Annotated in this window: 20 protein-coding genes; 8 read left to right on the forward strand and 12 right to left on the reverse strand. The window is 73.3% G+C overall.

The features are described 5' to 3' along the window. The 3 genes from QSK10_RS26790 to QSK10_RS26800 all read left to right on the forward strand — a co-directional run bounded on the left by QSK10_RS26790 (position 1) and on the right by QSK10_RS26800 (position 4008). Positions 1-333, forward strand: a complete 333-nt coding sequence (locus QSK10_RS26790) for a DUF5713 family protein (RefSeq protein WP_285665877.1) — start codon at positions 1-3, stop codon at positions 331-333. Positions 334-524: 191 nt separating this feature from the next. Beyond that, on the forward strand, positions 525-3506 hold the full coding sequence (locus tag QSK10_RS26795) for an AfsR/SARP family transcriptional regulator (protein WP_285665878.1): 2982 nt from the start codon (positions 525-527) through the stop codon (positions 3504-3506). Positions 3507-3624: 118 nt separating this feature from the next. After that, positions 3625-4008, forward strand: coding sequence for a VOC family protein (locus QSK10_RS26800; protein ID WP_285665880.1), 384 nt, complete (start codon positions 3625-3627; stop codon positions 4006-4008). 35 nt (positions 4009-4043) lie between these two features. Here QSK10_RS26800 and QSK10_RS26805 read toward each other — a convergent pair whose 3' ends face one another. The 4 genes from QSK10_RS26805 to soxR form a co-directional block, all read right to left on the reverse strand. Next, positions 4044-5474 carry an FAD-dependent monooxygenase gene (locus tag QSK10_RS26805; protein ID WP_285665881.1) on the reverse strand — a complete coding sequence of 477 codons (1431 nt, stop codon included), beginning with the start codon at positions 5472-5474 and terminating at the stop codon, positions 4044-4046. Between the two features lie 167 nt (positions 5475-5641). Continuing rightward, positions 5642-8476, reverse strand: a complete 2835-nt coding sequence (locus QSK10_RS26810; protein ID WP_285665882.1) for a DUF8508 domain-containing protein — start codon at positions 8474-8476, stop codon at positions 5642-5644. 140 nt (positions 8477-8616) lie between these two features. Next, complete coding sequence (locus QSK10_RS26815; RefSeq protein ID WP_285665884.1) at positions 8617-8922, reverse strand: hypothetical protein; 306 nt, start codon at positions 8920-8922, stop codon at positions 8617-8619. 61 nt (positions 8923-8983) lie between these two features. Continuing rightward, positions 8984-9526 (reverse strand): redox-sensitive transcriptional activator SoxR, encoded by a 543-nt coding sequence (soxR, locus tag QSK10_RS26820; protein WP_285665885.1) that lies wholly within the window; start codon positions 9524-9526, stop codon positions 8984-8986. A 63-nt stretch (positions 9527-9589) separates the two neighbouring features. On the opposite strand from soxR, the gene QSK10_RS26825 reads away from it, so the two are divergent. Further along, on the forward strand, positions 9590-9940 hold the full coding sequence (locus QSK10_RS26825; protein ID WP_285665887.1) for an ArsC/Spx/MgsR family protein: 351 nt from the start codon (positions 9590-9592) through the stop codon (positions 9938-9940). Further along, positions 9940-10917 (forward strand): 3'-5' exonuclease, encoded by a 978-nt coding sequence (locus QSK10_RS26830; protein ID WP_285665889.1) that lies wholly within the window; start codon positions 9940-9942, stop codon positions 10915-10917. Before QSK10_RS26825 ends, QSK10_RS26830 begins: the two co-directional genes overlap by 1 nt. Here the strand turns inward: QSK10_RS26830 and QSK10_RS26835 are convergent. Beyond that, positions 10813-12570 carry an N-6 DNA methylase gene (locus QSK10_RS26835; protein ID WP_285665890.1) on the reverse strand — a complete coding sequence of 586 codons (1758 nt, stop codon included), beginning with the start codon at positions 12568-12570 and terminating at the stop codon, positions 10813-10815. The two genes, QSK10_RS26830 and QSK10_RS26835, sit on opposite strands and share 105 nt — an antisense overlap. 199 nt (positions 12571-12769) lie before the next feature. On the opposite strand from QSK10_RS26835, the gene QSK10_RS26840 reads away from it, so the two are divergent. After that, the gene (locus tag QSK10_RS26840; RefSeq protein ID WP_285665891.1) at positions 12770-13420 is read left to right on the forward strand and encodes a restriction endonuclease; all 651 of its coding nucleotides are present in this window, start codon (positions 12770-12772) and stop codon (positions 13418-13420) included. Positions 13421-13483: 63 nt separating this feature from the next. Here the strand turns inward: QSK10_RS26840 and QSK10_RS26845 are convergent, their stop codons facing one another. Beyond that, positions 13484-14470, reverse strand: a complete 987-nt coding sequence (locus tag QSK10_RS26845) for an aldo/keto reductase (protein ID WP_285665892.1) — start codon at positions 14468-14470, stop codon at positions 13484-13486. 89 nt (positions 14471-14559) lie between these two features. Between QSK10_RS26845 and QSK10_RS26850 the strand changes: the two genes are divergently transcribed. Together QSK10_RS26850 and sepH are read left to right on the forward strand one after the other, a co-directional pair. After that, the gene (locus tag QSK10_RS26850; protein ID WP_285665893.1) at positions 14560-14946 is read left to right on the forward strand and encodes an ASCH domain-containing protein; all 387 of its coding nucleotides are present in this window, start codon (positions 14560-14562) and stop codon (positions 14944-14946) included. 245 nt (positions 14947-15191) lie between these two features. Further along, a complete protein-coding gene (gene sepH / locus QSK10_RS26855) occupies positions 15192-16196 on the forward strand; it encodes a septation protein SepH (protein WP_285665895.1) in 1005 nt (334 codons plus the stop codon). Positions 16197-17124: 928 nt separating this feature from the next. On the opposite strand, the gene QSK10_RS26860 is transcribed toward sepH, so the two are convergent. From QSK10_RS26860 to QSK10_RS26885, 6 genes are read right to left on the reverse strand one after another with little or no spacing between them, the layout of a single operon-like run. Then, complete coding sequence (locus QSK10_RS26860; protein WP_285665896.1) at positions 17125-17556, reverse strand: hypothetical protein; 432 nt, start codon at positions 17554-17556, stop codon at positions 17125-17127. Positions 17557-17603: 47 nt separating this feature from the next. After that, positions 17604-18809 carry a vanadium-dependent haloperoxidase gene (locus QSK10_RS26865; RefSeq protein WP_285665897.1) on the reverse strand — a complete coding sequence of 402 codons (1206 nt, stop codon included), beginning with the start codon at positions 18807-18809 and terminating at the stop codon, positions 17604-17606. A gap of 29 nt (positions 18810-18838) precedes the next feature. Next, positions 18839-20164: an LLM class flavin-dependent oxidoreductase gene (locus tag QSK10_RS26870; protein ID WP_285665898.1), complete on the reverse strand. Its 1326-nt coding sequence runs from the start codon at positions 20162-20164 to the stop codon at positions 18839-18841. Then, positions 20161-20889, reverse strand: a complete 729-nt coding sequence (locus tag QSK10_RS26875; RefSeq protein ID WP_285665899.1) for an ABC transporter ATP-binding protein — start codon at positions 20887-20889, stop codon at positions 20161-20163. Before QSK10_RS26875 ends, QSK10_RS26870 begins: the two co-directional genes overlap by 4 nt. Beyond that, the gene (locus QSK10_RS26880; RefSeq protein WP_285665900.1) at positions 20865-21740 is read right to left on the reverse strand and encodes an ABC transporter permease; all 876 of its coding nucleotides are present in this window, start codon (positions 21738-21740) and stop codon (positions 20865-20867) included. Before QSK10_RS26880 ends, QSK10_RS26875 begins: the two co-directional genes overlap by 25 nt. Further along, a complete protein-coding gene (locus QSK10_RS26885) occupies positions 21737-22777 on the reverse strand; it encodes an ABC transporter substrate-binding protein (RefSeq protein ID WP_285665901.1) in 1041 nt (346 codons plus the stop codon). The genes QSK10_RS26880 and QSK10_RS26885 overlap by 4 nt, the downstream gene beginning before the upstream one ends.

The following is a 22777-nucleotide window of genomic DNA, read 5'->3' on the forward strand; positions in this document are numbered from 1 at the left end:
GTGGCCGGTCCCCTCGCCGAACACGTCTTCCTGGAGTCCCTGCGCGGCGACGAGTACTACCCCGCGCACCTGCTGGACAAGGGCCGCGACATCTTCGTGCGCCTCTGCGCCCGCCTCGACGCCGAACCCCCCGCCGACCTGGCCGGGCTCTACGTCCTGACGCACGCCGCCACCGAGGAGTTCAATGAGCTCCAGGAGGAGTTCTGGGACGCCGACAGCGAGATCGAGACGGTCGCCCGCGAGGCCATCGCGGAGGACATGGAGACCGTCGCGACGGCCTACGGCTTCGCCGAGGCCGACCTGGAGGAGCTGGTCGCGCCGCGGGACTGGTGAGTCCGGGCTGGTCGTGATCGCTGCCGTCGGCCCACGGGGCGTGTGCGTGGGTCCCACCACGTCTGCGCGATCCCTCTGATCCCTCGCCTCTGCCGATGCGCCCGGCGGCGGTTGGGCGGAGGCGCGCCGCCGTAGCAGTATTGGGCCCGCGTAGCCGTCCGTGCCCGTGCCCCGTGAGGTCTCGTCGTCCCATGATCCGCGCCGCCGTCCTCGGTCCCGTCCGTCTTCTCGCCGCCGGCACCCCCGTCGAACTGAGCGGCCGCCCCGCCGCCGTGCTCGCCGTGCTCGCGCTGGACGCCGGTCGCCCGGTGGCCCGCGACGCGGTCATCGAGGCCGTGTGGGGCGAAGACGCGCCCAAGACCGTGGCGAACCAGCTTCAGATCGCCGTCCACCGCCTGCGCGCGGCGCTCACCGCCGCCGGAGCCGAGGCGCACGCCGTCCTGCGCCTGGAGCCCGCCGGCTACCTGCTCGACCTGCCCACGGACCTGGCCGAGTTCCGCGAGCTCGCCGAGTCCGCCGCGACCGCCGCCCGCGGCGGCGAATGGGCGAGGGCGCGCGACCTGTTCGGGCGCGCCGAAGGGCTGTGGCGCGGGCCCGTGCCCGAGCTCCCAGGCTTCGCCGCGCTGGACGAGGAACGCCTCACCGTCGCCGAGAACGGGCTGATCGCCGCCCTGCTGGCCGGCGACCACGCCGAGGCCGTCGCCGGCGCACGCGCCCTGCTCGCCCAGGGACCTCCCCGCGAGCGGCCCGCGCACGTGGAGGTCCTCGCGCTGGCGCTCTCCGGGGACCTCCCGGCCGCCCGCGCCGCCCACGCCCGCGCCGCCGAGGCCATCACCACCGCCACCGGCCTCGACCCCGGGCGCGCCTTCGGTGAGCTCGGCGGGCGGCTGGGCGGCGACCTGGGACCCGCGCTCGCGCTGGTCCGGGGCTGGCTGGCCGGGCCGGAACGGCGCACGCGGCCGATGGAGCTGCCCGCCGAGATCCGCGACTTCGTCGGCCGCCGGGCCGAGGAGGAACTGCTGGCCGCCGCGCTGCGCGACGGCGGCGTCGCGACCGTGGTCGGGCTGGGCGGGATCGGCAAGACCGCGCTGGCCGTCCGCGTGGCCCGGGCCGTCGAGGCGCACCACCCAGACGGCTGCCTGTTCATCGACCTCCGCGGCGCCGACCCCGAGCCGCGCGCGGCCGGAGCCGTCCTGGACGTCTTCCTGCGCTCGCTGGGGGTGTCCAGCGACGCGATCCCGGCGGGCGTGCCCGAGCGGGCGGCCCTCTACCGGGCACTGCTGGCCGAGCGGCGGGTCCTGGTGGTCCTGGACAACGCCCTGGACGCCGCCCAGATCCGCGACCTCCTCCCCGGCCCCGGCGGCGCGGCCCTGGTGACCAGCCGCAACGCGCTCCCCGGCCTCGGCACCACCGACGTCCCCCTCGGCGTCCTCACCGACGCCGAGGCCGCCGACCTGGTGACGCGCCTGTCCGGGCACGAGGCCGGTACCGGTGAGGTCGGCGCCCTCGTCGACCTCACCGGGCGGCTGCCCCTGGCCGTCCGCATCGTGGCCGCCCGCATGTCCCGCCGCCGGGACCTGGGCTACGGGCGCATGCTCACCCGCCTGGCCACCGAGGAGCGGCGGCTCGACGAGCTCGCCGACGGGGACCGCCGGGTGCGCTCCTGCATCGACATCGGGTACCGGCGCCTGTCGGAGGCGGCCCGCACGATGCTGGTACTGGCGGCGTGGCTGCCGGTGAGCGAGTTCTCGCTGGGCACGCTGACCGGTTTCACCGGCCTGGACGCGGCCGGGGCGGAGACCGTGGCGAGGGAGCTGGAAGAGGCGCAGTTCCTGTTCCGCTCCACCGACGCCGAAGGCGCGGCGCGCCGGTTCACCCTGCACGACCTGGTGCGCCTCTTCGCCCGCGAGGACGCCGCCGACGGGGCCGACCTGCGCCGGGGATACCGGGCGCTGCTGGCGGCGGCGATCCGGGCCGACGAGGCCCAGCCGTTCCTGCGCTACCTCTCGCCCGACGCCCCGGACGGCCTGCCCGCCCTCGACCCCGCGGTCGCCGCGCTGACGGCCGATGATCCGCGCTCGTGGTTCCAGGCGCAGCGAGAGCTCCTGCTGTCGGCGCCCACGGAGGCCGGGCGCGCCGGGGACCCCGACATCGCCTGGCGGCTGTTCGGGGCGACCTCGACCTTCCTCGTGCACGACTTCCGCGGCGAGGACTACCGGGCGATGCTGGACGGCGCGTGGGCGTACCGCGACCGGCTCGGGGGCGAGGCCCACGCCTATCTCGGCATCGCCCAGGCCGTCCTGCTCCGGCTGGAGTTCGATCTCGCGGGGTCCAGGGCGTACGCGCGGCGGGCCCGCGTCGCGTACCGGCGCAGCGGGGACCTCGTCCGCGCGGTGGCGGTGTGCTTCGACCTCAGCTCGATCCACCGGGCCCTCGGGGACTTCCGGCTGGCCAGGGCCGTCACCGCCTGGGGCGAGAACGCCCTCGAAGGGCTCGGGGACGGTCCGCTGGTGCTGGGGCTGCGCGGCTGGATGAACATCTCGGCGGCCAACAACCGATCCGACCGGACCGAGGAGGCCCTCGCCCACTCGGCCCTGGCCCTGGAGTTGTTCGAGCGGGTCGGGGACGGGGCCGGCATCGCCAACGCGACCGGCATCTGCGGTCAGATGCTGGGGCTACTGGGCCGGCCCGGCGAAGCGGTGGCGAACCTGCACCGATCCGCGGCGCTGTACGCGGCATTCGGGCAGATCAACGCCGGCATCGGCTGCCGGATCTACATCGCCGAAGTGCACGTCGGCGAGGGTGACTTCGATGAGGCCGAGAGGCTGCTCGACACGGTGCTGGCGGATGCGAACGGCCCCGCCCTGCTGGCCTCGCGGGCCGGGGCGCTGCGGGTCCGGGCGCTGCTCGAACTTCGGCGCGGAGATCTCCGGCGCGCCCGGGAATTGGCCGATGAGAGCCTGGAGGCGTGCCGCGCCATCGGCGTGCCGCGCGTGCTCACCAAGTCGCTGCACATCCGTGCCGAGGTCGCGCTGGCGGAGGGCGACCCGGTCACGGCACGCGCCCATGCCGAAGAGGCGCTCACCGCGTTGTCACCGGACAGCCCGCTCACCGCGCCGCTGGAGGAATTGCTGGCCAAGGCGGGCGGGGCCCCGGCCGCGCGGGATTGCTGACCGCCTCCACCCGCCAGCTCCCCCGAAACCCCTGCTCGCCCCCGTCTTCACCCACCCCACCCCGCCCCCATGGGGTAGTGTCCTCAAGCGAACATCCGTTCGAACGAAGGGCCCTCGCATGACCGACTGGCCCGGCGGCCTCGCCGCCGTCACCCTCTTCGTGGAGGACCTCGCCGCGGCGAAGCGCTTCTACGCCGAGGTGTTCGAGGTGCCGGTGCACTTCGAGGACGCCGAATCGACCTGCTTCATGTTCGGCTCGACCATGGTCAACCTCCTCGCGGTGTCCGCCGCCCCCGAGCTCATCGCCCCCGGCGCCGTCGCGGCGGCCGAGTCGGGCAACCGCTTCCAGATCACCCTGTTCGTCGAGGACGTGGACGCGGTCTGCGCGCGGCTGAAGGACAAGGGCGTGGCCTTGCTGAACGGCCCGGTGGACCGGCCGTGGGGGATCCGCACCGCGTCGTTCCGCGACCCGGGCGGCCACATCTGGGAGATCGCCAAGTAGAAAAGGGGCCCGGCGTGAGCCGGGCCCCTTTTCGCTCAGAGCAGTCCGCTCGCGGCCAGTCCGGCCCGCGCGCCGGGCGCCTCGCCCGCCCAGGCGATGTAGGCGTCGGGCCGCACCAGCAGTGCCGGGGTGTCTTCGGTCGCGCGGACCACCAGCGCGCGCCCGGCGTCGGCGGGCGCGGGCGCGTCCGGCCCGAGGACCAGGACGTGCCGTCCCTCGCGCAGGGCCTCGTACAGGCGTCCCTCGGTCAGCGTCAGGTCCGGGGCGCGGGTGCCGGTGAGTTTGTGGGACCCGGCGGGGGCGCCGTAGGCGATCGCGAGGCCGCTGACGCGGCCGGTGGCGCGTGCGGCGACCGGTCGGATGCCGGTGGCCAGGGAGCCGACGGTGTCGCGCAGGGTGCGGGCGCCGCGGGTCTTGAGGGTGGCCATGCGCAGCAGGGCGCCGCTGGTGCGCAGGACGGCCTTGCCGACGGGGTGGCGCTCGGCGTGGTAGGTGTCGAGCAGGCCCTCGGGGGCGTGGCCGTGGACGGCGGCGGCGAGCTTCCAGCCGAGGTTGGCCGCGTCCTGTATCCCGGTGTTCATGCCCTGCCCGCCGGCGGGGGAGTGGACGTGCGCGGCGTCCCCGGCCAGGAACACGCGGCCGACGCGGTAGTCGGTGACCTGCCGCTCGTCGCTGTGGAAGCGGGAGGTCCAGCGCGGGTCGTGCAGGCCCAGGTCGGTGCCCATGACGCGGGTCATGAGGTCCTTGAGCTCGGCGACGTCGACCGGCGCGCTGTCGGGCAGCTGAGTGGCGCGGTCCCAGGCGATGACGCGCCAGTAGCCGTCGCCGAAGGGCGCCATGAAGACCAGGCCCTGGTCGTTGGCGCGGGCGAAGAGCGCCTCGCCGGGGTTCTCGGTGAAGCGCACGTCGGCGAGCATCACGGAGCTGATCGCCGAGCCGCCGGGGAAGTCCAGGCCGAGGGCCTGCCGGACCGAGCTGCGGACGCCGTCGGTGCCGACGACGTAGGACGCGCGGCGGCGGGTGACGCGGTCGCCGGTGACGACCTCCAGGTCGACGCCGTCGGCGTCCTGCCGCAGGCCGATGAGGCGGGCGCCCTTCTCGATGACGGCGCCGTTGGCCAGCGCGTACTTCTCCAGCACACGCTCCACCTCGTACTGCGGGGTGACCTGGAGGTAGGGGAAGCGCGAGTCGAGCCTGGACAGGTCGACGCGGACGCCGCCGAACAGGCGCAGCGCCGACAGGCGCGTGCCGGTGGCGAGCAGCTCGTCGGCGAGGCCGCGCGCGTCCAGCTCCTCCAGGGTGCGGGCGTGGACGGCGAAGGCGCGCGTCAGGTTGGAGTCGGTCTCGCGGCGCTCGATGAGGGTGACGCCCACTCCGGCGCGGGCGAGGTCCCCGGCCAGCATCAACCCGGTCGGCCCGGCTCCGACGACGATGACGTCCGTGGCGGCTGCCCCATTGTGTGCCATGACCCCTCCAAAGGCTTGGTCAACATCTGTTGGCCAACGACTGTTGACTACAGTGAACGCCTCCTCCCCGGTTTTGTCAACACCTGTTGATGTACGTGGTTCTCCTTGTCCCGCAACGGGAACGGCCCGCCCGGTCAGACCGGGCGGGCCGTTACCTCAGGCGTGCGTTACAGGCCGGAGCACTGTCCCGCGAAGACGCCGGTGACGCGGTTGGCCGCGCCGCCGTTGGTGGGCGGCGGGTTGTTGCCCGAGCAGGTCAGCGCGCCGGTGAAGGCGTTGCCGCCGACCGTCACGCCGCCGGTGTTGCCCGACAGCGAGACCGAGCCGGTGATGGTGTTCGGCGCGCAGTTGCCGCCGCCGAGCAGGACCGGGCCGGCCGAGCCGGACACCGAGACCGAACCGGTCACCTTCGAGCCGCAGACCTGGAACCAGGCCGCGCCGGTGGACTTGACCGAGCCGATGAGCTGGCCGCCGTCCACGATCAGGGCTGCGCCGGGCGCGATGGTCAGCGCGCCGATCTGCCGCCCGCCCTTGATGCACAGGACGCCCGAGGTCACCTTGAGGGCGCCGACGTGGTCGCCGGTCAGGGTCTGCGTGCAGTAGGGGGTCTTGTCGGGACGCAGCCGCACGACCTGCGGGTCGTGGTCGCTGGTCTGGAAGGCGAACTCGGCGTTGATGTGCACCACGTCGTACTCGAAGGACGACAGGGGCTTGCTGATCAGGATGTGGTCGAGGACCTGCGACAGGCCGTTGTACACGTAGGAGTAGCGCTCGTTCTCCGGCAGCGTGTTGATCAGGTCGGTCAGGATCTCGCCGTTCGAGGTCAGCGTGGCCAGCGCCGGGCTGTACTGGTAGTCGTTGATGTCGCCGGCCACCACGATGTTGGCGCGGGCGTCGACGGCCAGCACGTCCTTCAGGAACGCGTTCAGCACCGTGGCCTGCTTGACCCGCTGGATCTCCGAGGAGCGGTTCGGCGGCTGGTAGCGGCCGTCGGCGTTCTGGTCGCCGCCCTTGGAGTTGAAGTGGTTGGCGACGACGATGACCTTCTGGCCCTGGAAGCGGAACTCGCCCGCGAGGGGCTTGCGGCTGCTCTGCCAGGCCTCGTTGGCCGGGTCGACGCGGCCGGGGGAGGCCGAGAGGGCGGCGGTGCCGTCGGCGTCGGCGGCCACGCTCACCGCGGTGGTGGAGTCGCCACCGGCGCGGTCCACGAAGGACACCCGGGCCGGGTTGAACAGGAAGGCCACCCGGATGTTGCCGCCGGGCTGGCCGCCGTCCCTGCCGTTCTCGGGGTTGATCTGGCGCCACTCGTAGGCGGGGCCGCCGGCGGCGGTGATGGCCGCGACGAACTTGTCCAGGGTCTGCGAGGCGTCGACGACGCCGTCGTTGGTGCTGCCGTTGTTGTCCTGGATCTCTTCGAGTACCACGACGTCCGGGGACGCCAGGTGCTCCACGACGCCCGCGGCCAGCTCGGTGAACTTCGAGGCCGGGTCCTTCGGGGAGAGGTTCTCCACGTTGTAGGTGGCCACGGCGAGCTGGTCGGCGGCCTGCGGGGTGGCCGACTCGCGCACGAGGTTGCTCGGGGCGGCCGAGCCGACGGTGGTCGCGGCGATGCCGTAACCGCCGAAGAGCGAGTAGTCCACGGGACCGCTGGTGGCGCCGTTGAGGACCGAGCCGACGTCGACGCGCGGGACCGAGCCCGAGACCGGCTGGACGACGATGCGCCCGGTCGGGGTCTTGTCGTAGCCGAGGTTGACGGTGCCGCCGCGCGGGGTGGCGTACTCGCCGGGCTTGGCGGTGATGTAGATCTCGCCGTACTGGTTTCCGGCGCCGATCACGCGGGCGTCGTCGACCTCGACGAGCATGCCCTCGCGGCTCTCCCAGAAGTCGAGGACCGAGCGGGCCGGGTCGACCGTCACCAGGCTCTCGACGTTGCCGGTGGGCGAGGTGGGCGCGTACACGCCCGGCAGGGTCGTGGGCGCGATGACCTCGGCCGCGGGGAGGGCGTTGCCGCTGGAGCAGACCTTCACCGTCGGGTTGGTGATCTCGGTGGTGGACAGGGACGAGACGTTCGGGAAGGTCTCGCCGCTGGGCACCGGGTAGTAGTCGGAGACCTTGCCGGAGACCATGACGGCGTCGCCGGGCTTGACGCTGAGGTCGCCCTGGGAGCCGAGGAAGACCAGGACGGCCTCGCTGGTGGCCGGGTCGGCGTCCGGGGCGGGGTCCTGGATCCAGAAGCCGCGGGTGCCGGAGCCGCGCACGGCGGTGACGATCCCGGGGACGTCGGTGACGGTCTTGCCGTTCTGCGGCGAGATCCACCCGTTGCCCTGGACGTCGCGGATCTTCAGCGCGCCGGGCGTGGCGGGGCAGGCCGGGCCGGGGGTGTCGCCGCCGTTGGACGCCTTGGGCGTCGGGGTGGCGGCGGTGAAGTCGGCGGAGTTGTCGTCGCTGTCGGCGGCGGTGGTGCGCTGCACGGACTGCGTGCTGCTCGCGCCGGGGATCGGCTGGCCCTCGCGGATGGTGGCGGTGCCGTAGCCGAGCAGGTCGACGATCGAGGCCTCGCCGCCGCAGGTGGCGTCGGTGCAGGTCAGCGCGGTGGTCCCGTGGACGAGCGCGACGGTGCCGTCGGTGCCGGACATGGGGATGGTGCCGGTGGCGTCGGGCGTGGGGAGCGGCTGCGTGCCGCCGGTGCCCTTGGCCTCCTGGACGAGGTAGTACGCGCCGGGCGCCAGCGTCCCGGTCAGCTGCGTGAGCTGCCAGGAGCCGGTGCCGCTGCGGGAGTGGTACTGCACCGACCAGCCGCTCAGGTCGATCGGCGCCGTGCTCCGGTTGGCGAGCTCGATGAAGTCGTGGGTGAGGGTCGCGCCGGAGTTGCCCCCGCCGCCGAAGACCTCATTGATGACGAGACCGCCGGACGGGGCGGCCGACGCGGGGGTGGGGAGGGCGGCGGCGAGCAGCGCGAAGGCCGCCGCGGCTCCCACCGCGTGGATCTTGCGGAGGGGCACGTATCGCTCCTGAAGGGAGAAGACGAGAGGGGTGAAGTGTGCCGGGCGAAGTTACCAGTCAGTGGGAAGCGAAGGGAAACTTCAGGTGACGATGCCACCTCTCCGTGAGCGGCTTCTTCGCTTTTCGCACCGGGTTTCCCTCATCGTCTCCCAGGCGGGCGGGGGCCCTTCGCCCTTCGAGACGGGCCGCGAGTGCCCTTTCGGGTGCGCGGAGGGGCCGTGGCGCGGCTCGCCTTGGCCACGTCGTACAAGGCCCCGAAGGCCACGAAACAGCCCGGCAGCCAGAACGCGCCGAAGCACATCAGCCCGAAGCTCGGCCGGGTCAGCGTCAGGGTGAGCAGCAGTGCGAAGACGGCGATCCAGCCGAGGCTGATCAGCACCGTGGTCCGGGGTGTGAACCGGCGGTGCATCCAGGCGCGGAGGGGGCGGGTATCGAACTGCGTCACCACGTGCGGGACGGTAACCGGCCGCTAACCGGATCCGTGTCCGCACCGCTCGTGGGGTGCCTCACCCCACCCCCGCCGCCTCCACGTCCCCCTTCTCCTCCTCGGCCTCCGCCGGGTTCGAGCAAGCCGTCACGCAAGCCCGCACCTCCTCCTCATCCGCGAACAGCCGCACCGGCCCCGACCCCAGTTCCCCGAGGCTGTCGTAGGGGTTCGCGAGCTTGCAGTGCTGCAGTGACAAGCACCCGCACCCGATGCACCCGGCGAGGGTGTCGCGCATCCGCGCCATCTCCGCCATCCGCTGGTCCAGGACGCCGCGCCAGGCCCGCGCCAGCCGCACCCAGTCGCCCTGTGTGGGCGTGCGGCCCTCGGGCAGCATCGCCAGGGCCTCCTTGATGGTGGACAGGGGGATGCCCAGGCGCTGGGAGGCGCGGATGAAGGCGACCCGGCGCAGCACGTCGCGGCGGTAGCGGCGCTGGTTGCCGTTGGTGCGGCGGGACTCCACGAGGCCCTTGCGCTCGTAGAAGTGGAGGGCCGACACCGCCAGTCCGGCGCGTTCGGCGACTTCGCCGACGGTCAGTTCCTGTTGCTCCAGGGGGATGCGCATGGAGCGAACCTTAACTTAAGTTCGGGTGAGCGCCTTGTCGTAGGTACCGGATAATTTCCGGACATGGAGATCTGGAACAACCCGTCCTGCTCGAAGTGCGCCGCCGCCCGGGATCGCCTCGACCTCGCCGGGGTGCCCTACCGGGTCCGTTCCTACCTCACCGACCCGCCGACCGCCGCCGAGTTCGCCGCCGTCCTCGACCGGCTCGGCGCGCAGCCCTGGGACGTGTGCCGCGCCAGCGAATCCGCCGCCGCCGAACTCGGCCTGGACGGCTGGCCCCGGGACGCGGCGAACCGCGAGCGCTGGATCGCCGCCATGGTCGCCCACCCGGCCCTCATCCAGCGCCCGATCCTGCTGTGGGACGACGGCCGCGCCGCCGTCGCGCGCACCCCCGAGGCGCTCGACCAGATCTGATGCCCGCACCCTTCCTGGACGGCGTCCCCGTCCAGCGCGCCCCCGAGGGCACCGGATACGCCGTGGTCGACGTGGAGACCACCGGCCTCACCAACCGCGACCGGATCGTCGAGGTCGCCGTCGTCCACACCGACGCCCACGGCGAGGTCACCGGCGAGTGGCACACCCTCGTCAACCCCCGCCGCGACCTGGGCCGCCAGGACCTGCACGGCGTCCGCGCCGCCGACGCCCGCGAGGCGCCGCTGTTCGCCGAGATCGCCGGAGAGGTCGCCGCCCGCATGCAGGGGCGCATCCCCGTCGCCCACAACATCAACTTCGACCACCGGCTGCTCTCCGGCGAGTTCGCCCGCCTCGGCGTCGCGATCCCGCACCTGCCCGCCATGGGCGTGTGCACCATGACCTGGGCACCCCACTTCCTCCCCGGGCGGGGACGCTCGCTGGCCGCCTGCCGCGAGTTCTTCGGCATCCTCGCCGACCGCCCCCACGAGGCCCTCTCCGACGCCCTCGACACCGCCGGGGTCCTGCGCGCCTACCTCGCGGCCGGCGAACCGCCCTGGCACGCGCTGCCCGCCGAATGGCCCCACCTGCCGCACGAGAACACCCCGGTGCGCCTGCGCAACACCGTGCGGGAGTCCACCGTGGAGGTCTCGCTCCACCCCGGCGACACCATCGTCCTCACCGGCGCCTTCCCCGAGGGCAAGGACCACTGGAGCGACCTCGCCCGCGCCGCCGGGCTGCGCGTCGCCGGGCACGTCGCCAAGAACACCGCCGCCGTCATCGCCGCCGACCCCGACACCATGTCCGGCAAGGCCGAGACCGCCCGCCGCCACGGCGTCCCCGTCACCGGCGCCCACGTCCTCACCGAGGCCGCCCTAGAGGGGCTCCAGGACCCCGCCGCCCAGCCCGTCCTCCAGGGTCCGCCGCAGGGTCCGGCCCGTGGCGGCGACGGCCTCGGCGGCCTCCTCGAACTCCTGTAGCGCCTTGAACGCCCGGCCCAGCTCCCGCTGCCGCGCGCGATCGGCGGCGGGCACCGTCAGCCGCCGCACCACCGCCGCCGTCAGCGCCGGGCCCCGGTCCAGCAGCGCCTGATTCGCCGGGCCCGACAGATAGCCCGCCAGGAACCACGGATCCAGCCGCCCCGCCGCCGGGCGCAGCACGTACCGGGAACCGGCGGCCTCGGCGTTGTCGCCGGTGATCACCGTGGGCACCCGGCGCTCGCCCACGCCGCGCAGGACCACGTCGCCGACCTGCGGGACCTCCGCGCGCAGGATCGCCACGTCCCCAGCGCGCACCAGGTCGTCCACGGTGGACGAGCCGTCCGGCGCGTCGTCGGCGGGCAGGAAGCTCAGCCGCGCGGCCAGCCTGCGGACCGCCTTGAGCCTGAGATCCAGCTCGCCGCGCAGGCCCTCGGTCATCGAGGCGAGCACCCCGGCGTCCAGGTCGCGCGCCGAGACGTGCAGGGACGGCGTCAGGTCGACCTCGCCGTCCAGCAGCGCCGCCGCGGGCACCGCCCGCCGGTGCTCGTCGGGGACGACGGTGCCCAGCTCGCTCACCTCCCGCCAGGCCGACAGGACCAGCCGGGACAGGCGCGGCCAGTCCACCCCGCGCCCGTCGGCGCAGGAGGAGCCGTCGGCGAACAGCACCCGCCGCGGCCCGGGCACCGGCGGGTTGGTCAGCACCCACACGTGCAGCCCGAGGTGCGCGGGCGCGGCCGCGCCCGGCGGCAGGGCGATGACGGCCCGCAGCGCGCCCCGCGCGGCCAGCTCGGCCCGGATCGCCCGGCCCGTGGGCCGCGCCGCCACCGCCGGTGGCAGCAGCAGGACCACCCGGCCGCCGGGCGCGGTCCGGGACAGGCAGTGCTGGAGCCACATCAGCTCCGACTCGGTGCGCGGCGGCGACCCGTACGTCCACCGTGGATCGCCGGGTTCGGGGCGCACGCCCTGTTCCTTGAACGGCGGACGGCACACGACCGCGTCGACCGCCTCACTCTCTTCGGGTGAGCAGATCGCCGGGACGGCCCGGACCTCGCTGATCCCGCCGCCCAGGGCCAGCCGCACCGCCGTCACCGCGGCCAGGGCCGCGTGCTTCTCCTCCCCGTACAGCGCCCGCGCGCCCCGCTCCCGGGCGGCCACGAGCAGCGTCCCGGTGGCGCAGGCGGGGTCCAGCACCGTCCCGCGCGGCCCGAGCAGGCCCGCCATCAGCGCCGCGAGGGGTGCCGGGACCTTGTCGGCGCCCGGCGCGACCGCGGCGACCATGCGCGCGTGCAGGTCCTGGAACAGCCGCACCGGGCCGTGCGCGGCCGCCGCGAGGGTGATCGCCCGGCCGGCCGGGTCGTCCGGCGCGGGCTCGCCGCGGGCCAGCCGCAGCAACGTCTCGGCCAGGCCCGGCACGGCGTGGGCTTCGGGACGCAGCGCCAGCCACAGTGCCTCGGCCTGGCCGCGCGCGGGCAGCCGCCGCTGCGTCCGCAGCCACTCCTCGACCTTCGCGCGCTCGTAGGCGGGGCTGGCCGAGGTGCCCCCGGTCGGCGCGGGGAAGTCGGGATGCCTGCGCCGCCAATGGCTCACCGTCGCCCTGGTGACACCGGCCAGCCGGGCGATGTCGGCGGCGGTCAGCATGGTCGCGTCGGGCATCGAGGCTCCTCTCGCGGTAAGGCGCAGGCCACGGTACAGGCCGTTTCTCGATCTCCCAAAGGGCGATTTGACATCGCTGACACGATGACATCTCCGGCCCCGTGGCCGTTCCCCCGGCGGACGCCCCGTGCTAATTTGTCCGTCCACAAGCGACCGGTGGGGCCTTGTGGAGCCCGCCCGTCACACGAAAGGTCGCCACATGTCCATGTCCACAGGGGAACCCCTCCCCTGGCTGCGCAAGGTGGTCAGCGGTGGAGGTCCCCTGAAGGTCTTCGAGCCCCACGGCCGCGCCTTGCGCCACCGCCTCGCCGGGATCCCCGGCCGCAGAAGGGACCGGGCCCGCCCGGTCGCCGAACGCGTCCGGCGGCAGAGACCGGCCGAGCCCGGTGATCTCGCCTCCCGCCTCGTCGCCAGACTGCGCGGCTGCGGCCCGGAGTTCTTCCTGGACGCCGTGATGCGCCTGCTGGCCCGCGACGGCAACCAGGGCGCGCAGGGACACCGGATGCTCCTGGACGCCGACGGCCACACCGTCGTGCAGGGCGTGATGTGGCGCGACCCGTCCGACCCGGATCCGCTGTTCGTGGTCGCCCGCCGCCTCGGCGAGGACCGCGCGGTCGGCTCGGCGCTGCTGGCCGAGCTGGTCACCGCGATGGCGGCCCAGCCCACCGCGCGCGGCTGCGTGGTCACCACCGGCCGCTTCAGCGATGAGGCCCGCGCCTACGCCGCCGGGGTGTCGGGAGTGGACCTGCGCCTGATCGGGCAGCGCGAACTGGGCGAGCTCATGGTCGCCCACCGCTTCGGCGTCGCGCTGACCCTCGACGTGGACGAGAGCTTCTTCGAAATCGGGTGACCCCTCGGGGGCGAGGGAACGGCCGGTCCCGGCGCCCGCGGGCACGGGACCGGCCGAGACGTCCTACCAGGCCCAGGCCTCGGGGCCGGGGCCGCCGTTGCCGACGGGCGGGAACAGCTCGTCGATGGCGGCCAGGGTCTTCTCGTCGAGGGTGATCTCCAGCGCGCCGAGCGCGCCGTCGAGCTGCTCGATGGTGCGCGGCCCGATGATCGGCGCGGTCACCCCCGGCCGCGACAGCAGCCAGGCGAGGGCGGCGTTGGCCGGGTCGTGGCCGAGTTCGGCGCAGAGGTTCTCCCACGCCTGGATCTGCTCGCGGTGGCTCTCCACGTACTCGCCGCCGCGCCCGTCGGCGGAGCGCTGCGCCGTCCCGTCGGCGATCTTGCGGAGCGCGCCCGACAGCGCGCCGCCGTGCAGCGGCGACCACGGGATGATGCCGATCCCGTAGTGTCGCGCGGCCGGGACGACCTCCAGCTCGACGTGCCGGGTGAAGAGGTTGTAGATGCACTGCTCGCTGACCAGGCCCAGCGAGTTCCGCTTCGCGGCGGCCTCGTTGGCCGCGGCCAGGTGCCAGCCGGCGAAGTTGGAGGAGCCGACGTAGAGCACCTTGCCCTGCGCCACGAGCAGGTCCATCGCCTGCCACAGCTCCTCCCACGGGACGTCCCGGTCCACGTGGTGCATCTGGTACAGGTCGATGTAGTCGGTGTTCATGCGCCTGAGGGAGTCCTCGCAGGCGCGCACGATGTGCCGGGCGGACAGGCCGCGGTCATTGACGCCCTCGCCCATCTTCCCGTAGACCTTGGTGGCCAGCACGACCTGATCGCGCCGGCCGGCGTCCCCGGCGAACCAGGTGCCCAGGATCTTCTCGGTGATGCCCTCGCCGGTCTGCCAGCCGTAGACGTCGGCGGTGTCGAAGAAGTTGAGGCCCACCTCCAGGGCCCGGTCCATGATCGCGTGCGAGTCGGGCTCGGTGGTCTTCGGCCCGAAGTTCATGGTGCCGAGGCAGAGGCGCGAGACTTGCAGGCCGGTGCGGCCGAGGCTGGTGTATTCCATGGGGGGAAGCCTGCCACTTTCCCGGTGCGGTGGCATCCCGTGCGACCGGCCCGCCTCGCGGTGTCGGTGGGTGGGTCTAGCCTCTCCGCATGACCGCCGACCTTCCCCTCGGGCCGCCCGGGCCGATGCGCGACCGGCTGGCCGCCGCCATCGTCTCCGGGGCCAAGACCGCCGGAACCCTGCTGCGCGCCGAGATCGAGGCCGGTACGCCGCGCCCGGTGCCCGGTGAGCGGCTGTTCGTCCGCGACTCCACCGGAGCGGTCCTCGCCGTCGCCGAGACCGTCTCGGTGCGCGAGGCGGCCCTGGCCGATGTGGACCTCGCGCACGCCGTCGCCGAAGGGCTCGGTCACACCGGGCTGGAGAAGTGGACCGAGGACCACATCGCGTATTGGCGGCGGCTGCCGTGCGCGCCCGCCGTCATCGACTCCGCCACGCCGATACTGATGTGGAGATATCGCGTTCACTCTTCCGGGTGAACACGCAGTCGCGTAACCCACTCCCGAGATCGTCTTCCGGGGCGGCACAATGAACCCGGGCCGGTGACCAGCGCCGTCCCGTACGTACACCCGGCGGATACGGCCGACCGTCCATTTCGGTGAGACCGATGTACAGAAGACATTAGTGATCTTCTTGCTATCACGGCGGCGCGGCATGGACCTTTGCCGGTACGGTTGGGCGTACTGTGGGCTGAAGCGATCTGAATGGTGGGAGGAGGAGCGCGATGCGGCCGGTGCGTTTTGTCGCCCTCTCCGAGGACGGGCAGGCCCTCGTCCTCGCCGACGAAGTGGGACGCCTTCTGACCTTGCCGCTCGATGAGCGGATCGCCGTCGCCGTGCGCCATGAACGCGAGTCCGGAAAGGACGGCGAGGAGTCCACCACTCCGGCGCCCGCCCTGATGGCCAGCGTCACCTTGTCCCCGCGCGACATCCAGTCCCGCATCCGCGCCGGTGAGTCCGCCGACGACGTGGCCCGCCACGCCGGCGTCCCCGTGACGCGGGTCCTGCGCTACGCCGGGCCGGTCCTGCAGGAACGCGCGATGCTGGCGCAGCACGCCCGCCGCGCCCGCCTGCGCACCTCCGACCGCGGCGCCCGCCTCGCCGACATCGTCGACGGCAAGCTCGGCCAGCACGGCGTGGACTCCGACAAGGTGTCCTGGGACGCCTACCGCCGCGAGGACGGCACCTGGCGCGTCACCGCGACCTGGCCCTCCGGCAAGGCGACCGCCCAGGCCGTGTGGGAGCTCGACAAGGCCCGCCAGACCGTCGGTCCCGATGACGAGATGGCGCAGTTCCTCTCCACCGAGGGACCCGCCATGTCGCCGACCCTCGGCGGCCCCGCCGCGCAGACCATGACCGCGCCGGTGACCCGGCCGTCCCGCGACCCCCTCCACGGCGCCGGACGCCCCGCCACCCGCGAACCGGCGCGCGACCCGCTGCGCCGCGACGCCCTGCGAGCGGTACTGGAACGCCCCATGGGCGCCCCCAGCCGCCCCGAACCCGCCGCCGGCGGCCTCGGCCTGCCCGGCTCGGAGCCCCTGGACTCCCGCGACACGCCCAGCGTGCCCTCCCTGGCCGTCCTCCGCCCCCGCCGCACCGAGATCGAACCGGACGGCGAGGAGGGCACGAAGCCGCGCAACCGGCTCCCGGCCTGGGACGACGTGCTCTTCGGCAGCGACAGCTCGCCGCGGTCGAGCACGAGATTAGATTCGCGGTTCGACCGGCGGTAGAGGCCGGATGGACGCGGGACCGAGACGACGAAAAGCCCCCGGGAGACCGGGGGCTTTTTCGCGGGTGCGGGACCGCGGCGCATCGGCCGCGGGACCGTTGGGGCGGGGTGAGACGGGCTCTTTCGGAGGGCGCGGCCGGGGTTCGCCGGAGGCGTTGATGAGGCGGACGGTGCCGGGGGCGTGATGTGGACGGGCTGCTCCCGTGGTGGGAGGTTGGCCTGATGGCCCGGTGCTCCGGTGCTCCTGTGGCCGAGGCGGCGAGGAGGGCTCGCGGAGCCGAGGGCGGTGGCCGGGCCGGTGGGCCTGGCCTGGGGAGGGTGGTGACCCGGCTGGTCGGTGTGGCGAGGGCGGTGGCCGGGGCGGTGGGCCTGGCGAGGGCGGTGACCGGGCTGGTCGGCATGGCGAACGGATGATCGGGCTGGTGGGCAGCGTGAAGGCGGTGACCGGGGCGGTGGGCAGGCAGTGCGAAGCCGTAGGCGCCTCGCGCCTCGGCATCGTCTTTCAGGTCGACTACTTCTTTGGTGGGGCCCAGAGCCCGCCCCGCTGGGGCGAACGTAACCGGGGCGTACGCGTGGTCCACCAAACGGCCCATCGCGGAACCTGTGGATAACGACCCCAATGTGGATAACTTAACCCATCGGGGGTATCGCGGACCGGGCCGGGGAGGCCGGGTCGATGCTCGTGTGGCGGTGTGGCGGTGTGGCGGTGTGGCGGTGTGGCGGTGTGGCGGTGTGGCGGTCGATCCCCGCGCCCACCTCACGCCCTGCCGTCACGTCGCCGTCGCCGCCCTGGGCACTCGGCACTCGGCCTGGCGCTGAGCCGGGGCCCGATCGGCGGCCACCTCAGTGCCCGCGTCCGGTCCCCGAGCCCGTGCCGCGCCCGGTCCCGACGCCCGCCCACCCCGGCCCAGGCCGCCCGTCCCCCCGCCCTAAACCTCCTCGATCGCCAGGCTCTCCACGAACCGCCCGATCCGCTTCGCCTCGCCGGGCGTCAGGTCGCCCGGCAGCCGGAACGTCACCCGCAGGTCCGGCCGCAGCTGGAGCGGGTAGTCGATCATCTTGTCGTCTACCTTCACCAGCGGTTCCCCGGCGGCCCAGGCCCGGGCGTCCTTGATGGTGCGGCGGAGGCGGCCGACGTAGGCCTCGGCGGTGGCCGGAGAGATGTCGAGGTCTTCGAGCTGCTCCTTCACCATGTTCACGTCGACGTCGTCGAGGACGGTGTCGATGGTGACGTCGGTGGCGTCGAGGACGCGGCGGAGCGTGGAGCGTGCGAGGTCGATGGAGTTCTTCTTGAGGCGTCCGGTCGCCTTGACCGCCTCAAGGTAGGCGAAGAGATCTTCGAATCGGGGTGCCTTGTCCATGCGCCTGAGGCTATCCCATATTTATCCGGGATAGCCTCAGGATACTCTCAGAAAAGACGCCAAGCTTCGCGGAGCGTGTGCCGGGCGACCTTCTTCCCCAGCACGATGCCCTGCTCGTCGGCCGAGCGGGTGTGGATGCCCGACCACACGCGGGCGTCGACGTTCTCCCGCGAGGGCGTGGCCCAGTCGGTGTAGGTGCGGGTCGTGCCCGAGGACGGGCTCACCACCGTGTAGGGCGCGGTGCGGGCGCCGACCAGGTCGGTCAGGACGCCCTCGGCCGCGCCGGAGTAGATGTTGTGGCCCGACACGTAATCGGGGTGCGACGGCGTCACGTGGAAGGGCTGCCAGCCGGTCCCGGCGAGCGCGGTCACCGGCCGCCACCAGTGGTAGTGGTACTTGGTGTCGGAGGTGGCGATCTGGGTGTCCACGAGCGCGATGTGGAACAGCGCGACGAGGGTGGTGCGCCAGACCAGGGACCGGTGCGATCCGGCCAGCGCGGCCCGCAGGACCGGGTTGTAGAGCACCTGCGACGAGCCGTACCAGAACAGCGCGGTGTCGGCCTGCGCCTGGGTGCGGACGGTGGAGTTCAGCCCGCCGTAGAGGCGCACCTCCTCCAGGTCGGCGATGTTGCGCGCCGAACCCAGCGCGGGCGGGGGACCGGGCCGGAACGCGTCGGCGGTGGGCAGCAGGAACGGGCGCGCGAACCGCGTCCCCGACTGCTGGCCGGGGGTGTAGGACGGCGGGGTGGGCTGCCAGACGCCGGGCGCGGCGGGTCCGGCGTCGTAGGGCGGGTTGACCGAGGCGGGGTCGAGGCCGTCGCCGGCGCGCTCGCCGAGGAGCGCCTGGGCCTCTTCGCGCCCGGCGGTCACGCCCCGGTGCTTGCCGGGACGGTTGCGCAGGCGGCTGAGGGTGGTGGTCAGGGCGGCGTCGAGGACGGTGGCGCGCGCCGGCACCTGCGCGCTGAGGACACTGTGGATGGCCGAGGCCAGCGCGGCCTGCCGGAACTCCGGCGCGGTCTCGCGCTGCTGGGCGCGCGCGGCGGCCAGCCAGGCGATCGCCCAGGTGCGGGAGTTGGTGACCTGCGCGGGCGATCCGGCCTCGGTGATCGTGGTGACGGTGAGGTCGTACCACTCCAGCGCGGTGTCCACTGTGGACGCGCTGGCGCTCTCGGCGGTGAGCGACCCGGCGGCGATGGCCACGGGTGTGAGCGCCGCGGCGGTGAGCAGGTTGCGGCGGGTGGGCTTGATGGACAAGGGGGCTCCTTCATGGTGTCGGGACGGTGCTAGACGCGGTCGAAGAGGTTGGCGGGGCGCGGCAGGCCGTAGTGCTCGCGCAGGGTCGTGCCGGTGTAGCCCTCGCGGTGCAGGCCGCGCGCCCGCAGGATCGGGACGACGTGGTCGACGAAGGCCTCCAGCCCGGAGGGCAGGACGGCGGGCATGATGTTGAAGCCGTCGGCGGCGCCGGCGCTCGCCCATTCCTGGATGGCGTCGGCGACCTGCTCGGGGGTGCCGCTGAAAGTGCGGTGCCCGCGCCCGCCGCCGAGGCGGCCGATGAGCTGCCGGACGGTGAGCCGCTCGCGGCGGGCGAGTTCGACGATGAGCGTGAAGCGGCTCTTGGCGCCCTCGATCTCGTCCTCGGTGGGCAGGTCGGCGGGCAGTTCGGCGTCGAGGGGCAGGTCCTCGGGCCGCAGTTTCAGTTGCTGCGCGAGGGAATCGCGGGCGTACTCGGCGACGATGAGCCGGTCGAGTTCGTCCTCCAGGGCCTTGGCCTCGGCCTCGGTGGAGCCGATGACGGGGACGATGCCCGGCAGGATCTTCACCAGGTCCGGGTCGCGTCCGGCCGCGGCGGCCCGGCGCTTGACGTCGGCGTAGAAGGCCTGCGCGTCGGCGAGGGTCTGCTGGGCGGTGAAGACGGCCTCGGCGTGGCGGGCGGCGAAGTCGCGGCCGTCCTCACTGGACCCGGCCTGCACCAGGACGGGGTATGCCTGCGGGGAGCGGGGGACGTTCAGGGCGCCGCCGACCTTGAAGTGGCGTCCACTGTGCTCGATGCGGCGGACGAGCTTGTTGTCGCCCCACACGCCGCTGTCCTTGTCGGGGCTCGGGGCCTCGTCGTCCCAGCTGTCCCACAACTTCTTGGCGACCTCCACGAACTCCGCGGCCCGCTGGTAGCGCTCGGCGTGGGCGGGCTGGTCGTCGAGGCCGAAGTTGCGCGCGGCCTCCGGTCCGGCGGTGGTGACGATGTTCCAGCCCGCGCGGCCGCCGGAGATGTGGTCGAGGGAGGCGAAGCGGCGCGCCAGGTTGTAGGGGTCGTTATAGGTGGTGGACGCGGTCGCGATGAGTCCGATGTGGGTGGTCACGGCGGCCAGCGCGGTCAGCACCACCGTCGGTTCCAGCGAGCCCGACGGGCGCCGCCCGATGTCGCCCCACAGCGCGGGGGAGTCGGCGAAGAACACCGAGTCCAGCGCGCCCCGCTCGGCGGTGCGGGCCAGGTTCTGGTAGTGGGCGATGGTGGTCGTGGCGTGCGCGTCGCTCTCCGGGAGCCGCCAGGAGGCCTCGTGGTGCCCGGTGCTCATGAGGAAGGCGTTGAAGTGGAGGGGAGTGGTGCTCATGCGGTGTCTCCGTCGAGTGCGGTCAGCAGGCGCGCGCGGATCTCGGCGCGGCGGGCGGGGGTGATGTCGGCGTCGACGGTCTGCTCGACCGCGACGTGTCCCTTGTGGAGGACGAGGATCCGGTCGGCGAGGGTGATGGCCTCGTCCACGTCGTGGGTGACCAGCAGGACGGCCGGGTGGTGCGCCTCGCACAGGTTGCGCAGCAGGACGTGCATCTTGGCGCGCGTGAGGGCGTCCAGCGCGCCGAAGGGCTCGTCGGCCAGCAGCAGCTCGGGTTCGCGGACGAGGGAGCGCGCCAGCGCCACCCGCTGCTGCTCGCCGCCGGAGAGCTCGTTGGGCCAGGCCTTCTCGCGCCCGGCCAGGCCGACCTCGGCCAGCGCCCGCGTGCCGTGCGCACGGGCGTCGCGGAGGCCCAGCACGACGTTGTCCAGCACCCGCAGCCACGGCAGCAGCCGGGCGTCCTGGAACACCACCGAGAGCTTGCCGGGGACCTCGATGCCGCCTTCGCCGGTGACGTCGTGGTCGAGCCCGGCCAGGGCCCGCAGCAGCGTGGACTTGCCCGATCCGCTCTGCCCCAGCAGGGCCACGAACTCGCCGCGCCCGATGGTGAGGTTCAGTCCACTCAGGACGCTCCGCTCGCCGAAGCGGCGGTCCAGGTCCCGGACCCGGACGGCCGGCTCGGTATCGATCAGCCCGGTGTTTACGAGCCCAGTGTGCGGCGCCATGACAGGGCCCTCCTCTGGATCAGGCGGACCAGGCCGTCGGAGAGCAGTCCCAGCAGTCCGTAGAGGACCAGGCCGACGATGATCACGTCGGTCTGCCCGTAGGTGCGGGCCAGCTCCATCATGTAGCCGATGCCGCTGGTGGCGTTGATCTGCTCGACCACGACGAGCGACAGCCACGCGGCGGTCACCGCGAAACGCAGCCCGAGCAGGAATCCCGGCAGCGCGCCGGGCAGGACGACCTTCCGCACGAACCCGGCGTGCCCGAGCCCGACGGTCTCGGCGAGCTCGGCGTAGCGCGAGTCGATGCCGCGCAGGCCGTTGTGGAGGTGGATGTAGACGGGCACGAACACGCCGAGGGCGATGGTGATGACCTTCATCTCCTCGTCGATGCCCAGCCACAGGATGAGCAGCGGAAGCAGCGCCAGCGCGGGGATCGAGCGCTTGATCTGGACGGGCCCGTCCAGCAGCGCCTCGCCCCAGCGGCTGAGCCCGGCGATGAGGGCGAGGACGGTCCCGGCGACCACGCCGAGCACCAGCCCGTAGGCGAAGCGCTCGGTGGAGGTGAGCAGGTTCTCCTGGAGCCGCCCGTTGTCCCACAGGGTCCCGGCGGTGGTGAACACCGTCCAGGGCGCCGACAGGACGCGCGGGTCGAGCGCGCCGGTGGCCGAGCCGATCGTCCAGGCGGCGAGCAGGATGAGCGGGCCGAGCAGCCCGGCGCCGCGGATCTTGCGGCCGGGGCCGAGGCGGCGCCTGCGGCGGGTCCGCGTGATGCCCTCGGGTCGCGGGACCGGTGGCGGCTGGTGGACGGGGTCCTCGGTGCCGATCGGCCCGGCGGGCGCGGTGATGGTCATGCCGTGCTCCCGGCGTACCCCTCGGCGCCGATCTTCTCGAAGCGGCGGTCGAAGAGGTTCTCGGACTTGAAGACGGGGTTGCCGGTGTGCGCGGCGAGCAGGTCGATGGTCTCCTGGTGCCGGGCGATCACGTCCGACCAGTCGGCGGGCACGTCGGGCTGACCGGCGTTCTGCACGAGGTACTCACCGTCCTCTTTGGAGATGTGCTGGTCGGCGACGTAGTAGCCCTGGATCCACTCCTGCGGGTGCTCGTAGACCCACTTGGTGGCCCGGCCCCACGCCTTGACGTACTCGGCGATCGCGGCGGCCTTGCCCGGGTCCTCCAGGGTCTCGGTGCGCACGTACAGGTGGCTGGGGTCGTCGCGCAGGCCGTGGTCGATGGCGGTGGCGCCGTCCTTGCCGTACTTGGCCAGGTAGCGCGGCACCGCCACGCCGCCGATCGGGGCGACGTCGACCTGCTTGGCGGCCAGCGCGTTGGGGTAGACGTCCCCTGTGGAGGGAAGCTCGATGAGCTGCACGTCGTCCTTGGTCAGGCCCGCCTTCTTCAGCACCCGCAGGATCAGCGCGCCCTGCGCCTGCCCCGGGCTGAAGGCGATCTTCTTGCCGCGCAGATCGGCCAGTGTGGACACCGTGACGCCGGGCGCGACGCCCAGGCGGTACACCGGGTGCGCCAGCGGGTCCTGGCGGAACTTGGACGCCACGATCTTCACCGGCAGGTTCGTCCAGGTCGCGTGGATCGCCGGGATCTCGGCGACCGCGCCGATGTCGAGGGCGTCGGCGCGGAACGCCTCCAGGGTCTGCGGGCCGCCGGAGATGTTGGCCCACTCGATCGGGAACGAGAACTTGTCCAGTTCGCCCGACAGCTGGAGCGCGATCTTGGTGGCGGGATCGCCGATGACGAGCTTGGTGCCCTCGGTGACCGAGGCGGGCAGCGGCGCGTCCAGGGCGAGCGTCGGCCCTTCGTTCTTCTGCGCGGCGCAACCGGCGAGGGCGGTGACGGCGAGCGCGAGGCCGAGGAGTCTTCGGAAGCGGGACAT

Origin of the sequence: Actinorhabdospora filicis, from assembly GCF_030269765.1 — a bacterium.
Classification (GTDB): domain Bacteria; phylum Actinomycetota; class Actinomycetes; order Mycobacteriales; family Micromonosporaceae; genus Actinorhabdospora; species Actinorhabdospora filicis.